The 16,122-nt window shown below is 33.0% G+C and carries 12 protein-coding genes; 2 read left to right on the top strand and 10 right to left on the bottom strand.

Features of this window, described 5'->3' with window-relative positions:
- Entirely contained in the window at window positions 1-1,473 is a 1,473-nt protein-coding gene (locus tag LEM02_RS02685; protein WP_077188281.1) for a hypothetical protein, read from the bottom strand.
- A 408-nt stretch (window positions 1,474-1,881) separates the two neighbouring features.
- Here LEM02_RS02685 and LEM02_RS02680 point away from each other — a divergent pair, with 408 nt between their 5' ends.
- Together LEM02_RS02680 and LEM02_RS02675 are read left to right on the top strand one after the other, a co-directional pair.
- Window positions 1,882-2,781: a DMT family transporter gene (locus LEM02_RS02680; protein ID WP_226079616.1), complete on the top strand. Its 900-nt coding sequence runs from the start codon at window positions 1,882-1,884 to the stop codon at window positions 2,779-2,781.
- Window positions 2,782-2,828: 47 nt separating this feature from the next.
- Entirely contained in the window at window positions 2,829-4,136 is a 1,308-nt protein-coding gene (locus LEM02_RS02675) for a UDP-glucose dehydrogenase family protein (RefSeq protein ID WP_019236556.1), read from the top strand.
- Window positions 4,137-4,293: 157 nt separating this feature from the next.
- On the opposite strand, the gene LEM02_RS02670 is transcribed toward LEM02_RS02675, so the two are convergent.
- From LEM02_RS02670 to LEM02_RS02630, 9 genes are all read right to left on the bottom strand, one after another.
- A protein-coding gene (locus LEM02_RS02670; RefSeq protein WP_226079615.1) for an IS5 family transposase occupies window positions 4,294-5,086 on the bottom strand; the annotation gives its coding sequence in 2 pieces (ribosomal slippage) (window positions 4,294-4,821 and window positions 4,823-5,086; 792 coding nt in all).
- 25 nt (window positions 5,087-5,111) lie between these two features.
- Entirely contained in the window at window positions 5,112-6,164 is a 1,053-nt protein-coding gene (locus LEM02_RS02665; RefSeq protein ID WP_226079614.1) for an MFS transporter, read from the bottom strand.
- 127 nt (window positions 6,165-6,291) lie between these two features.
- Window positions 6,292-7,344 carry a threonine aldolase family protein gene (locus LEM02_RS02660; protein ID WP_226079613.1) on the bottom strand — a complete coding sequence of 351 codons (1,053 nt, stop codon included), beginning with the start codon at window positions 7,342-7,344 and terminating at the stop codon, window positions 6,292-6,294.
- A complete protein-coding gene (locus LEM02_RS02655) occupies window positions 7,341-8,390 on the bottom strand; it encodes a threonine aldolase family protein (RefSeq protein WP_026097216.1) in 1,050 nt (349 codons plus the stop codon). The genes LEM02_RS02660 and LEM02_RS02655 overlap by 4 nt, the downstream gene beginning before the upstream one ends.
- A 1-nt stretch (window position 8,391) precedes the next feature.
- Window positions 8,392-10,167, bottom strand: coding sequence for an ABC transporter ATP-binding protein (locus LEM02_RS02650; protein WP_019236560.1), 1,776 nt, complete (start codon window positions 10,165-10,167; stop codon window positions 8,392-8,394).
- The gene (locus LEM02_RS02645) at window positions 10,168-11,157 is read right to left on the bottom strand and encodes a phytanoyl-CoA dioxygenase family protein (protein WP_026097217.1); all 990 of its coding nucleotides are present in this window, start codon (window positions 11,155-11,157) and stop codon (window positions 10,168-10,170) included. It abuts the gene before it with no gap.
- A gap of 4 nt (window positions 11,158-11,161) precedes the next feature.
- Window positions 11,162-12,838: a WG repeat-containing protein gene (locus tag LEM02_RS02640; RefSeq protein WP_226079612.1), complete on the bottom strand. Its 1,677-nt coding sequence runs from the start codon at window positions 12,836-12,838 to the stop codon at window positions 11,162-11,164.
- Window positions 12,799-15,126 (bottom strand): glycosyltransferase, encoded by a 2,328-nt coding sequence (locus LEM02_RS02635; protein WP_226079611.1) that lies wholly within the window; start codon window positions 15,124-15,126, stop codon window positions 12,799-12,801. The genes LEM02_RS02640 and LEM02_RS02635 overlap by 40 nt, the downstream gene beginning before the upstream one ends.
- Complete coding sequence (locus LEM02_RS02630) at window positions 15,083-16,036, bottom strand: NAD-dependent epimerase/dehydratase family protein (protein ID WP_019236565.1); 954 nt, start codon at window positions 16,034-16,036, stop codon at window positions 15,083-15,085. The genes LEM02_RS02635 and LEM02_RS02630 overlap by 44 nt, the downstream gene beginning before the upstream one ends.
- Between the last annotated feature and the right edge of the window lie 86 nt (window positions 16,037-16,122).

Raw genomic sequence — 16,122 nt, 5'->3', positions numbered from 1 at the left:
CTATTTGTTAACAACTGCAGCAGGCGAAATACTAACATTAGTACCCACTAACGTAGATTGAGGACCTTCAGTGCTAGCAGAGAATAAATTCAAATTTCTCGCTGACTTACACAACTCTTCTATTAAATTGCAGGAGCTAGTTGCATCTATCATCTTAGAATTCCTTGTTTTATCTAAACTATTTGCTATCCTCTCTTTTAATGATTTAAAGCTTTTGTCTGAACAACAATCTTTAGCAAACTTTAAAATACTCAAGACCAAATCAACTTTTTCACCATCGCCAGCACTTTGAGTATCCTTGCTGTTCTCCTGATCTACAATCAAATTTGAAATTGCATTTTCCATTGCAACAAAAGCAATCCTATCTTTAAAAGGATCGACAACATTTATTTTATTTTGGTTAAATACACTAGATTCCCAAAGACTGCTAATAGCTGACCTTGCTTCATTCCTGTTATCCAAGTCATAATCTTTAGAAACTACAACAAATGAAAGCGATGAGAGAAGATGTGCATATCCTCTAGGTGAAAGCATTTTCTCTACTTCAGATCTTGAACATCCCTCGCTCAAGTACTGGATAACATACTTAGTTGTGCAAAGAAAACCGTGCTCTACTAAGTAACTAAGAGGACGATAGATCACACCCCTATCTTTCTTATTCGGTAGCCCAAGTAGTGACTTATGATCTACTTTTGCGCTTATGACTTTACCTAGAAGGGAACTTAAGGTAGAAGCAAGTTTATAGCTAGATTGCAATGGAGATAATTTTGCAATAGCAGAAACTAGCAATTTTTCTCTCTCTTCTTTCACTAATTTTTCTTCAGAACACAGACGATTATAGAAGTGTTCCACTCCCTTACTCCACTTGAAATCTACAGCCTTATTAAATCCATCTTCTGCTTCTATATTTTCTCTAAGGTTACCTGATTCTTGATCAATCCAGAAATTGAAAACAGGATCACGTCTTCCCATGGAACTTAACAATTCAACTCTTGCAAGCTTATCACTGCAAGCTAAATTCCTATCTTCCTCACATGCACCTTTATGAGATAAGTCAGATCTAAAAGACTCTAACGCCTTGTCAAATAATTGCTTAATTTCACTCTCTACACACTCAATACATGCTATTTTATATATAGCAAATGGATTCAACACACCTGATTTAGCTAATTCTCCTACCAATTTAGCAACATCTAGTGTCGCACCTGACCAACAAGATTCATCACGAAACGCATTACATAAGAGGTCCGATTGCTCAACGGTTAGACCCTCTACTGTTACAGGGTGAGCCTTGACCCATTCCTCAATAGCTGAAGTTCTATCACCTTTAACAACATCCTTCAGCTTACTTATTACTTTGCTAGAGATAATCTCTTTATTTTTTTTAGGATCAGAACTGAGACGAGATCTTTTGCTTGGGCCTGCATTACCCTTCAAATCTTCCGTTCCACGTTTAGTTTTACTTTTTGGCATCTAATTACCTCAAAATCAAATATTCAATGAAGGTATTATACAAGCATTAGAATAATATATAAATCGAAAAATTAGTGTGCACCTAAATTTAAGCAGTAATTATAGACCTGCTGCAAAAGAGGAGATATTAAAGAGAGATGTAGCAAGAGGGAATGAGCTTAAATTATCAAATTAACGTTATTCTACTTTACCTCACTAGCATTTTCCTTACCTTGAGCCTTACTATTACTCACAAATATAAACGTTCGTTACATAGCTCTTAATATGTCTAAAGAGACGAAATTTCCCGAATTATTTATAATGAACCCTTACGATCACATTCTGGGGACGTACATCAGAAAACTTTTATATTATTAGTTTTGTAGTAAAATTATATGAGTACATCGTATCTATTAAATCAGAAGCTTTATGGATTACAGATTGAGAGCTTATTTGTTTGGGGTTATCTGGTTTATACTTAGCTTACTTAGTAGTGTAGCTAATGATACTATATCAAAATATCTAAGTTTACATCTTCAGAGTTTTGAAATAATTTTTTTCCGCTTTCTGTTTACCACTATTACCCTTGTACCTTTTATGTTTTACTATGGAATAGAAACTTTTAAAACAAGTCAAATATCTACTCAAATAACCAGGGGTGGGTTGTTGTTTTGTGGAATGACCTTATGGACTTACGGGTTGACTGTTTTCCCCATAGTAACTGCAACGATTATAAGTTTTTCTATACCATTATTTGTTATACTTCTTGCAATCCCTTTACTAAACGAAAATATAATTTGGCAAAGATGGATAGTAACTATTATTGGTTTTGTTGGTATTGCTATTACCACCAAAGCTCATAGTGAAGACTTTAATCCTAAAATTCTTATTTTTATTGTATCTGCGTTAATCTTTGCTATATTAGACATACTTAATAAGAAACTTGTGATAAAAGAGTCAGTAATAAGTATGTTATTTTATTCAGCTCTAACGACAACTATTTTTTCTACTCCACCTTTGTTATTTTATTGGCATATGCCTTCCTTGTTGGAGTTAGTATTACTGCTGATTTTAGGAATAAGTTCAAACCTAATTCTGTTCTTCATGTTAAAAGCTTTTGCTCTTACTGATGCTACTGCACTTGCACCGTATAGATACATAGAGCTAATAATTTCTGCAATAGTAACATACGTTATATTTAATGAATTACCTGATAAAAGTGCTTTATATGGTACTTTGATATTAATACCATCAACCTTATTTATAGCTTATTCGGAAGGTAAGGCAATTAAGAAAAATAATGTAACAACAAAAGTTTATAATTGTTAATGGTATTTATTTTAGATGCTAAGCTACATTTTTAAGGTGATAGTAAAATGCACATAACTATTATAGGAGTAGGGTATGTAGGCTTAGTATCTGGTACAATGTTATCGGAGCAGGGCCATAAAGTTGATTGCATTGACATAAATACTGAGAAGATTGAACTTTTGAAATCAGGGAAAATTCCTCTATATGAACCTGGATTAGCAGATTATTTAGAGAATAATATAAAGTCACAAAGGATAAGATTTTTTGATTCGTATTCTCAAATAAATCCCAATACAGAAGTAGTATTTGTAACTGTAGATACTCCATCAGACTCCCTAGGAAATGCAAATTTAAAGAATGTATATAATGCAGTAAGTGAAGTTTCTGAGAGGGTTAATCAAGATTGCTTAATAGTGATAAAGTCAACTATTCCTCCTGGTACTGCAGAAAATATACATAATTATTTATCTAATAAGGGCTATAACTTTGATTTGGGAGTTAATCCAGAGTTTCTCAAGCAAGGCTCTGCAGTATCAGATTTTTTATACCCAGATAGGATAATAATAGGAGTAAAAACTAAGCTAGCTAGGGCAAAACTAGAAGTTATATATAGATCATTTATAGATAAGAATATTCCGTTAATAGTCACTGATACAGTTACTGCTGAAATGATTAAATATGCTTCTAATGCTTTTCTAGCAACAAAGGTTGCTTTTATCAATGAGATGGCAGGTTTATGTGAGCTATTAGGAGCAGACATTGACCTTTTAGCTAACAGTATGGGAATGGACCATAGAATAGGTAAGGAATTTCTCAAAGCTGGTCCAGGATTTGGAGGATCATGTTTTCCTAAAGATTTGTCAGCTTTAATAAGGCTTGCTGAAGATCACAATGTCAAGCTACAAATTTTAAATTCAGTTAAGGAATCTAACTATAATCATATAACAAACATTGCTAAAAAGGTAGAATATGTATTAAATGGAGTCCAAAATAAAAAAATAGCGATATGGGGGCTAACTTTTAAGTCTGGTACTGATGATGTAAGAAATAGCCCAGCTATAGACGTTGCAAAATTGCTAGTGAATAACAAGGCTAAAATTACTGCATATGATCCAATGGGGATGGATAATGCTAGGCAAGTTCTAAAGGATATAGAGTACGCGGACAGCGCTATAGGAGCTGCAAGAGACGCGGAAGCCTTATTATTATTAACGGAGTGGAAAGAATTTAAAAATCAAGATTTTGCAAGTTTAAAGAGTATTATGGCTGCACCTAATATTTTTGATTTCCGTAATTTATTAGATAGCGAGCTATTACTAAGATATGGTTACCATATTTATTCCTTGGGTAAAAAATCTATCTACAAAGTTTAACTGTTGAGAAATTTTTTTTACACCGCTTTACTTAGTTTTTTAAGATCTTTGCTTGATAGTATGGAAAAGCAAACGAGTGCAACAACAGAGCAAATGGAAAAAAATGAAAACATAATACTGTTACCACAGTGCTTAACAAGTACTCCTAAGAGCCTGTTCATAATCTTTTCAGAAGCAAAGCAGCGAAAGCAAGAACGACCATTTGCAGGCTAGTGTTGAGTTTCCGCTCGCAATTTTTCCACAATCGCCTACATTTTTGCAACCAAGCAAAAGATCTCTCAACAACCCATCTTTTCGGCAATACGACAAAGGTGTGTAATTCGTTTCGCTTTATTACTTCAACGGTAGCGCCAATAGTTGCTTTTATTTGTGTTGCAAAATTTTCTCCTGTGTAGCCAGCATCAACTAGTATATTTTTAACTTCAGATAGGTTTTCTTTAGCATTTTTAACCATTCTCACAGCGCTACTACGATCAGTTATTTCTGCCGTTGTTATATAAATTGCGTGGGGTAAACCTTGCGTATCTACCGCAATATGGCGTTTTATTCCTGAAACCTTTTTGCCTGCATCATAGCCTTTTTCTTCAGCAGTATCTGCATTTTTTACGCTTTGTGCATCAATTATGCAGAAGCTGGTTTTTTCTTTCCGACCATTGTTTTGTCGGACCACGCCAACTATTTTTTTTTAATACCAGCTCCAGAACACTTTCTTTATTTGCATCTGCTTTTTCACTCCACTTCTTAAAATAGTCGTAACAATTCCGCCATTTTGGAAACTCTTTTGGTAACATTCTCCACTGGCAGCCACTTTTTAAGACGTATAACACTCCACAAAATACATCATATAAATCAAGTGTTCTTGGCTTTGTCCTCTTCCTGCAAGACTCCAGATCTGCTACAATAATCTCAAACTTTTCTCGACTTATATCACTTGGATATAAATTTCGCATATCCTACTTTATATACTTTATCCTCTCATTCTATCCCTTTTTTGAGATCACGTACAGGCTCTAAGAGCAGACATGAAAATATTGAACTTGCAATATACCCAAATAATCCTGTTAAGCTTACAATTGCACATACATTATTTTGTGGAGCAATTTCTACAGCTATAACACCTGTCAGTACTTGAACTCCAAATATAAAGAATCCTGATAAGATTGCACCAAGGTTCATAAGAATTATGTTTTGGCCAAAGTTCATTGCAATAAAAGTGAGTGCTATACCCAACATGTAAAGTAATGCCAGCAAGCTTCTATTTTGAAAAAAGTACATATCACTAATTCTTCCTGTGATTAAAGTTCCAAGGATTCCACCTAAATCATATACGCCTGTTATTAGTGAGGATTGTACAAGAGAAATTTGTAATTTATCCCTTAAAATTATAGGAAACCAAAAGAAGATTCCCATTTTTATAATATAAGCACAAAAAGTAGCACAACATAGAAACCATATGGAACTTTTCACTTTGACACCTATCTGAGATTTCTGCACCTTATAATAGGTAGTAAAGTTGGCACTTTCTTTGTAATATGCTTTTAATATTATATAAATTCCAAAAAGTAAGCATAAGAGACCAGAGTACAAAAATGCACTTTTTGCATCATATATTTTAATTATACTTGGTAATACAATTAAAGTAATACAAGAACCAAGTTGCTGAGATGCGCTCATAACTCCCCATGATGATGCAATTGAAGAGATGCTAGAGTTTGTAACCATAAACTTGGTAATAGCTGGCCAACCTAACCCTTGTGTCCAAGCTAATAATATTAATGTTAACAGTAATAAAGTTAGATTATTATATGATAAAGTTATACCAATGGTTAATAATCCAGTTGCAATATTGCATAGCCCAAACATAAATAATGGATTATTTTTGGAGTCCATGATTATTCCATTAACAAATTTTGATACTCCATAAAAAAAAGAAAAGCAGGCAAAAAAATAGCTTAATTTTACATGGTCAGTATCTATTAACAGTGGTAGAGCAATTGGTATACTTTGTCTTGATAAATAAAGCAGCATATATCCACAGAAGAATAGTAAATATTGAAAGAAGACAAAGTTCACACCTATTCCCAAATAGCTCTATGCAGATGCTAGCATAATACTATATTGGTATAATATTGTTTGACAAGAAGTTTGCAAACAATTAGTGCAGAAAATTACTTAGTATCTTTCTTATAGCAGATACAGTAGTATTAATATCTTCATAGCTTATATCTCTATGTGTTATAGCTCTGATTTTACCTTTGATGTTAGCCATTCTAATTCCATAATTTGTAACTAGTACGTTTATTAATTCTTGAGTAGATATACAATTAGTACGTAATGAAAAATACGCTATATTAGTTTTGTATAGGTCGATATCAATTATAACTTGATCTATGGAGTCTAGGCCTTCTATAAGGTGCTGCATCTTTTTATGATCTTCCTCTAAACAATTTATATTATTATGTAAAGCATATAAACATGCAGCTGAAATAATGCCAGCTTGGTGCATACCTCCGCCAATTTGAAACTTATAGTACCAAGCTTTTTCAATAAACTCTTCACTTCCAAGCAATATTGCGCCCATTGGAGCACCTAATCCTTTACTAAAATCAATGAATACCGAATCAAAATAACTTGCATACTCTTTTGGAGATATTTTAGTATGAGCACAAGCGTTGAACAGTCTTGCTCCATCTAAATGAGTGAATACGTCATTCTCTTTGCAGAGACTTGAGATCTCTTGAATATATTCTAAAGGCCACACAGCTCCACCACCAAAATTTGTCGTTTGTTCGATAGAAACAAGCCCAACTCTCGGAATATTTCTTAAACTAGGACGAGTAATAAACTCAACAATTTGTTCTCCAGTAAATATTCCTCTCGTACCTTTGATGGGCAAAGGAGTGGCATGTGCCTGGGCTGCGATCAAGCCAGATTGTACTATGAGCGGATGTGAAGTTTCATCAAGCAGCAAGTAATCACCAGGTCTTTGAATGTGTACTTTATAAGCAATGACATTGGACATCGTTCCTGAAATCAAAAAGATTCCTGCAGGTTTACCTAATATTTTACATGCGGTTGCCACTAATTCGTTCACAGTTGGATCTTCACATGCAGCTTCGTTTCCAACTTTTGCTTTAGCCATCGCTTCCCTCATTTTAGCTGAAGGGTCAGTGTTTGAATCGCTAAAGAAATCTATTTTTATTCTCATATTAAATTTAACACAACTTCCTTTATAATTTCAGCAGCTTTCATGATGTCTGTTTCCTTTGTGCCAAGATGGGTAACTGCTCTTATATGAGACTCGAGCCAAGGAAAAAGCAATAAACCATAAGCTTGGCACTTACTCAAGAAAACCTCATTAGTTACATTTAGTGCTTTTATACTAAAGCTTACTATATTAGTTTCTGGATAAGGTAGTACCAGTTTTATGTGTGGAATTTCTTTAATCTTATCTGCAAACAATTTAGCGAGCTTATTATCTTCTTTAAGCCTAGAGATATTATTCTGTAGTACGTATTTTGCTGCATTAGCACAATACCCTATCTGATGATAACCACTACCTAGCCAAACCTGTAGCTTTTTAGCCCTTTCAATTATCTCTCTTTTACCCATAAGCATTGAACCAAAAGGAGCGCCAAGTCCTTTAGTAAAAGAAAAGCTCATTGTATCCACATATTTAGCATAATCTGCTAAAGCAATATTTGTTTCGATATGAGCATTAAATATTCTTGCACCGTCTAAATGAAGATTTACATTGTGAGCTTTTAAAAAGTGATATAACTCGACTTGTTTTTCAAAAGGATAAATTTTACCATTAAACCCATTTATACTATTTTCTATAGAAACAAGACTCACCTGAGCAAAAATTTTATACCTCGGCTTAGAATTAATAGCATATTCTACTTCATCAACATCTAAGATTCCGCTATTATTTCTAATACAATTAAATACGATATTATTTACTTTTGCATTGCCTGCACTATCGAAAAAATTAATGTGATAATTATAATTAGTTATTAGTTCATCACCAGGACTTGTTTGAATGGCAATGGCTAATCTATTTGCAAGCATACCGCTGGTTACAAATAATGCTTCTTCTACTTTGAATAATTGTTTGCAATATTCTGATAAGTCATTACAGCTTTTGTCTTCACCATAAGCAAAATCTCCAACAGTTGCATTACTTATTGCATGTATAACGTTGGAGCTCTGCAGAGTTGTAGTGTCACTTCTCAGATCAATAATTTTTTCCATCTTATTTCTTGCCATTCAAACAACCAATTTGAGCATTCCAAAGTTCCTTGTAAAGACCTTGCTTAGAAACTAATTCAGCGTGTTTACCATCTTGGACAATTTTTCCTTTGTTAAATACTATAATTCGGTCCATGTGTAAAAGTGTAGAAATACGGTGTGCTATAGTAATCGTAGTTTTATTTTTCATCAATTTGAATAAACTCATTTGAATTGTTTTTTCTGTTATAGAATCTAACTGACTAGTTGGTTCATCGAGAAATAATATTGGAGCGTTTTTTAAAAATGCCCTGGCTATTATTATTCTTTGTCTTTCTCCTCCAGATAGCTTGATGCCTTTTTCTCCAACTGTAGTTCCATATTGATCTGGTAGAGTCATAATGAAATCGTGAATACCAGCCAGCTTTGCAGCTCTCATTATTTCTTCGATAGTAGATTGAAGTTTACCATATATGATGTTTGCTAAAATAGTATCATGAAATAACAATGGGTCTTGAGGTATTACAGATATTTGTTGCCTCAAAGAACTCTGTGTAACTTCTGATACTATTTGATTATCAATCTGTATATTACCTTTTTTAACATCAAATAGCCTTAGAATTAAGTTTATAAAAGTAGATTTACCACCTCCAGAATAACCAACTAGACCTACCTTTTCGCAAGGATTAATGGTAACTGAGAAATCTTGAAATAATGGCTCCTGACCTTCATAAGAAAAAGAAACATTGTTAAACGTTATTCTTCCACTTAATAAATTTAATTCTTTAGCATTTTCCTTATCTTGAATTTCTGGTACGGTAGTCAAGATTGGCAATGCATCTGAAACTTTGCCGAAATGAGTAGAAAATTGGGTAAGATTCCTAGTTAGATGGTTAAGAAACTCTATAATCGATATATTAATTCCAAGTACAAGAACAATATCTCCTATTGCGATTTTGTTCAATTGATAATCATGAATTAAAAAATACAAGTTTACTGCTTGGAGTATATCAAATGAATAGCCGTATATAAACCAAAGCCAAAAGTATGCCCATTGTAATTTTCTCTCTGCAATAGTTCTTTTCTTGCATATTTGAAAAAATTTGTGTCTCTCATGTGCTTGCTGAGAAAATAACCTTACTGATATAACATTTAAAATACTATCTGCTATACTAGCTATTACCTGTGAATTTTGTTTAGAGTAATTATCAGCTAATTCAGTAAGCACACGAAAGCTGAAAATCGAGACTAAAATAAAAATGCTTACCCAAGTGAATGTAGCGATTGCAAACTTTATGTTTACTAATGATAAGGTATAAATAGCTAAGACTAATGCTATACTGTAACCGAAAAAACAATCTATAAGCAATCTTATTAACTCTATCACACTATCCATTAAGCTACTGACCTTATGTACTAAGCTTCCAGATAAATTGTTCTGATAATAGGAATGGTCTTGTTGGAGTAGCCTACAAAAAGATATATCAGCTATCTTTTGACGCATTAAGGTAAACATTTGAATGTCAACAAAATAGCCATAGAATCTAAAAGCAGTAGTGATAAGTAATGCCATACCAAGATAAGCGCTTACAGGTAATAAAAGATTTTCAATTACATTACCTTCCTGATATTTTACAGCTGTATCTAGAATATTTTTTACTAAATACTTTCTAAAAGACAAATCAACAGCTACCACCAGGGCAACTAAAGACATTATAAGTACATTAAGTTTGAATTTAGATGCTATATTCAAGATGAACATCAATACACATTTGAAGCTATCAACTCTACTTCTGTTCATTTATAATGCTAGCTCCACTACGTTGACTTTTTTATTGAGAAATACAAGTAGTGAAAACCATAAATTTTTGTATATTTTTCCTGAGATGTCTCCAGCATCATGTAGTGCTGATGCTCGATTCAGAATAAGTAGCTTATATAAATCTCGCTTAGCCTCAGTAGTGTCGATCTCAGAAATATTTGTAGTTGTGTCTGTAATAAAGGCTAACCAGCTCTTGATAAGTTCTTCCATGTTTTTTACTTTTATACTTTCCTGGTAGCAAAATAATGACAAGCATTCTCTCAGTATAGATTCTGTTAACCCACCACAATTGAGTATACCAAAAACTGAAGGCTGAGGTTTTGGCACATAGGGAAGATCTTGATCTTTTACAATCCACCTTGTTACATAAGCAAATCTATCTTTAGCATCTGTATTCTTATCACTACCATGCCATAACCGTGAATCAAAAACTATCGCATCTCCTGCTGAAATAGGTAGTGACTTAATTTTGTAATTTTCCCGATTACTTGAGTACTGATCAAAAAAATATGGGTACCAAAAATCAACTAAAGGCTGTATTTCCCATTTATGACTGTTTTCTATAATTTGCAGTGCACCTGAAGTTTCACTTACATTATTCAAAGCTAACCAAACAGAAAAGTGGTAAGGATCATTGAAACTATAGGAGATGTCTTGGTGAAAGGGAACTGCATCTATTAAATCAGCAGTTTTACATATAACATTTGATTTTTTCTGCAGTATCTGACACTGAAGTGACTTTTCAAGGTAATTTTTAATAATTTCATCTAATGCTTGAGAGATAATTCTAGTTACTTGAGATGACGTGCCCCATCTGCCGGTACAGTTTAAGTAGTCAGAAGTTGAAACACTTAGTTCTTGGGATAGCTTTGATATCTTATTTGTTATATCACTTAAAGACTGAGTTATTAGCTCTAAAGGAACCAGATTTTTGATAATAAAAAAACCATTTTTTTGTAATGTTTCCATATGATTAACACCTGACATCAATAACTGATAAGTAATCTGTTAAAGGTATAACAGCAAAAATTTTGAATCCTTTTACTTGTTTGAGTATTTTTTCCCAATTGCTTAATGTTCTTAGTTTACCTCCTGTTTCAACCATTACATTAATATCTACAGAGCCTCCATCTGGAGAGCGGTAATCTAAAATAGTTTCTATCAATAAAATACGAGATATTCCTTTGACCAATTTTAAATAAGATAATACTTTATCATCATCATAATGCTGTAGAAAGCGGCAAAAGACACCTAATTCATAATTTGTAGCTGATAGTTCTTCCTGAGTTATAAGTTTGACTTTTAAATTTTCTACTAACTGTCTTGGCACTTTATGTTCGTTATATAGGCCTATGGAACCTTTATTGTGTATATCAGAATAAGCAAGAAATAAAGAGTGTACACCAAATAGCAATATATTCTTAGCACCATCTATATTAATCCTAGAATTAAACTCTTTAGTATCAAACCTAGAATATCCTAGCAATGCTTGGTAAAACGCTATTTTCTTATCTTCTGATGATTCTCTTTCCTTAAAAGATTCAAATGAAGAGATTGACTTCTGTTTTAGTATATCGGCAATATTTAACCAATTCTTTTCAGCGGCAACTCTTGCCCACATTGTTGCTGCTTTTGGCAAAAATGGTATTTCCTTAAAACACTTACCTTTTGATGATAGTTTCCATAAGTCCTCGTCCTTATCATAATCAATAAACCCTATTTCCCACAACGCCCTTAACAGCCTTTCTAGATTTGGTACGATAATGTTTAACTTTTTAGATAAAAACGGCACAGTTGCAGGTAAAATATTTAACAAATCAAGTTCAATAGCAACGCTTGTTAGGTAAGTTTTCCAAAAGGCTGAAAGTTCTGCAGAAATCCTATGCACTTGAGATTCTTTACCTAAATCAAAAATACTAAACTTTACATTTCCGGTAATATCGATTTGTCCTAACACACCTTCAAAAGTTTCAACTTTTGCCATCCCATTATAAAATGCTTCTACCATTTTAAATCTCTGCTGGTAAACAGGATCACCATTAATATCTATATGAAACCAACCATGTTGATCTTCTGCAATAGAATACCCTTTATGAAAAACATTAAGTTTTTTATACCATTTATTATGTACTAACTTTCCATGATGATTAATATGTGTAGCTTTACCATCCTTATAGACTACAGCGATACCATCCTTAAAATCTCCAACATAATCATATTCCTCCTGATAAATCCTGTTGCCATTTAAATTAATATGAAAACATTTATCATGTCTTCTAACTACACAAATATCTTCCTGATAATTTCCAATCCATTGATACGACTGTTTGTATACTCTACATCCAGATGAATCAATATGGTAACACCCTGTATCATCTTCTACGGCCGCTCTATTAAAGTAGAATCCAAAAGTTTTTAGAAATCTATGATGATAAACTGCTTCTCCTCTTACATTGATATGATAAGCACCTGTCTGATCATAAACCGGTGCAAGACCGGGCTCATGAAATTTACCAACCTTTATAAACCTATCTTCATACAAAGGATTTCCTAGTAATTCGTGAAAACTCTCACACGGTGAAATTTTAATAGATTTAAGATTATCTTTGATTAATTGATCAAAGGTTTTCTCATGTTGCATGTTTTGCATAATTTGTAATTTAAATAATTCTTTTGTAAGCTTAGGTACTCACTACTCTGCCATATTTCCTCGAGTTTAACCTCATTAACATTACCAAAATTTCCTAATGTCTTACGGAGTTCATCTGGAGCACAGCAAGGACTAAACTTTCCTTCATTGTTTATCCATGCTTCTTTACCTAAAAATGGGCATTGACCACCTGGAGCCAAATCCTTAATACCTTCTTGAGAAAGAATTGTAAAATTTTCTAATTTTATCTTTTTACCATTTGGTAATAGCATATTATCTCTAAGCTCATATAACCTTCTCACCTCTGTATTCCATCTACTAATTGCTAACTCATCTCTTCTCATAGATAGATCCTTAATTTCCTCAAAATGTGCCCAAAGATGATGTCCTTTAACTCTATCTATGCCATTTTTTATGGCCATCTTAACTATGTCATAGAGTTCATGTAAATTACTTTCCAAAAATGTTAATTGTAAAGTAACGGTACACCTTTCACCTGTATCGCTAAAGTATTTATCTCTAACTTCAAGGAAAGTTTTTAAATTTTCTGTCACTACTTCCCATTTTGAACCTTTCATGATTCTTTCATGAGTTTCTTTAGTTGCCCCATTCCAGGAAATCTTAACATCAGATAAAATTGGTACCAATAGTTCAGCCCATTTTCTAGCTCCTTTAATGGGAAAAGAACCATTGGTTGTGAGGTTAAGCTTAAGGCCGAACTCATGGCACAAATTGATTATTTCATCAAAGCTTTTATACATTAAAGGCTCACCCATAGTAGAAGGAATGATTTCCCTTAAAGGTGTGCCAGCTGCTTCCTTAATTACTTTTCTGATAGTTTCTATCGACAGTATCTTAGGTTTTATTCCTTTAGCTTTCTTCTCTTCTTTAACTTTGCTGTATGGTGAAAAACATTCGCACATTATACAAGCAAAATTGCAGTAATCTGGATTAGTATCAAAAGTAATTCTCCAAGGACCAGGTTTCACAGCTACTGATTTGCCTTTCTTTTCAATAGCATTACGGTAAATCTTGTTAAGTTTCTCAGTATGCTCACCTATAGAAGGTATATTTCCATTTTCAGTATAAGGATAGCCTTTTTGGGTAAGTTTATTATATAACTCCTGATCTGTAGATAGGACTTGCATTTTTTCTGACAAACTACTTGCATCTCTGTGCTTAAATAATAGTCCATCTCTTACATATTCTGCCATGCCACCATAATCGGCTGTTATAACTGGTATTCTAAGTTGCTGTGCTTCATGTATTACTAACGGTGAATTTTCACCCCAAATTGAAGGAACGACTATTGCATCGACTTTATTAAATACGTCAGTAACTATATTCTTATTATCATAACTTCCCATCCATTCTATTCTTTCTTTAACAACAGGTGAAAACTGATCGGCAATCGCTTTTAAAGCTTTAGTTTCTTCTCTTGCTGCTCCCCAAATTCTAAGTTTTGCTTTAGATGATAAGTGAGAAAAAGCTTTCAATAATAGATCAACACCTTTTTCGGGAGTATGAGTACCAATATAACCGAAAATAAACTCTTTTTCTTGTACTCTATTTCTCTTCTTAAGACGATTGAGATCAAAACCATAATCAAGATAAGAAATTTTGTTTATCGGAACATTAAAATCCTGAGTAAATTTGTCCATCAAGAATTTCGATGGGGAAATAAAGTAATCTATATAGTCTATTATTTTCCTTGTGTGCTTCATTCTAGTTGCAACCCATTGTTCCCAATAATTTATGTCTGAATTCAGGAATTCTTCATCTCCTGTAAAATATCCCTTGTAACATTGGGTTGCACATTTTTGATCCTTTTGTCCATCACAAAGCTGTAATAAATCTTCAGAATTACGTTGAATAAACCTTCCTCTTGGACACATTAACCAAAAGTCATGTAGCGTAAAAATTGTAGGTATATTTTCTTTAAAAGCAATTTCTGGTAAAGTAATTGATAGATGATTAAGATGACCAAAATGTATAAGATCTGGCTGAAAGTTATCTATTATTCTTTTAAATTTTATATTTACTTCTTCATTGATAAATTTATAACGATATTTAGCTGTAGGTATATTAATTAAATGCAGTAAGATTCGAGAGTCACTACTATCTAGGACTGTAGTGTAATAAAAATCAGGTAAAAAGCTATTTTCATACCTAGTAAATACTTGTACCTCATTGTTATTTGCTAGTTCATGAGCAAGAGTTTGGCTATAAACCTCTGAACCAGCACTATAATAAGGAGGGTAACCATGAATAACTTTTAATATTTTCATATATTACCATATCTATATTGTTAGGATATTCTTGTGTATTGTTTTGTAGACTTTTTATAAATTTACTTAATCCTACTTCTAATGAATGTTTTGGAGACCAACCAAGTAGCTCTTTAGCTCTAATAAAATCACCATGGAACTTAGTTACATCAAAATTTCTTGGAGGATAAAAATCAATTCTAGAATCACTTTTCGTGACTTTTAATATTGTTTTTGCTAAGTTTTCTAAAGTACATGGGCTATTAGTAGTAAGATGAATAGCAGGAAGGGAAGATTTTTCGCTTTGTAAATATTTAACAGTTAAGCATATACCCTCTATAACATCATCCAAATAGGTAAAATCAAAAACACATTCTTTACCTTCTATTTTAATTGGATCACCTCTTAATGCATTAATACAGAGTGCAGGAATTACTCTACTGTTATGATCTAGTAAACCACCGTATACATTTGAAAAGCGTAATATTGCTACATTAAAATCTTTTGAACTTGTTATTTGTTCCTCAATAAATGCTTTACCTTTGGCATAATTATTTATTGGATCGATACTAGCAGATTCTGTAACTGGCAGTTCCTTCTGCTCTCCATAAACTTCCCTACTACTTGCATATATAAACCACGGTTTATTTGGAAGTGACTTACATAACCCTAAAAACCGCATTGTACCATCAACATTAATTTTTTGACACAGTGTAGGATAAAGTTCACCATGTATAACTCTAGAAATTGCAGCCAGATGAATGATTCCTGTACACTGAGCAAGTAGTGGTACTATATCTTCTGAAAAAAAACTGAGTGGATTGTTGTGAAACCTAATATCACAGCTTATTACTTCATGGCCCTGGTTTTCTAACTTTTTCACCAAGGTTGACCCTATCAAACCTGCAGCACCTGTTATTAATATCCCCATGTATACCCTCTCACTACAACTAGGAAAATTTGTCGTACCAATTATCTTACAAGTAAGAATTAAAAGGTATTATAAAACAAGTATAA

The sequence above is a fragment of the Wolbachia endosymbiont of Tribolium confusum genome (assembly GCF_020405475.1).
In the GTDB taxonomy this organism is placed as follows: domain Bacteria; phylum Pseudomonadota; class Alphaproteobacteria; order Rickettsiales; family Anaplasmataceae; genus Wolbachia.
The sequence above is the reverse complement of the archived record's forward strand: the minus strand, read 5'-3'. Positions and strand labels throughout refer to the sequence as shown.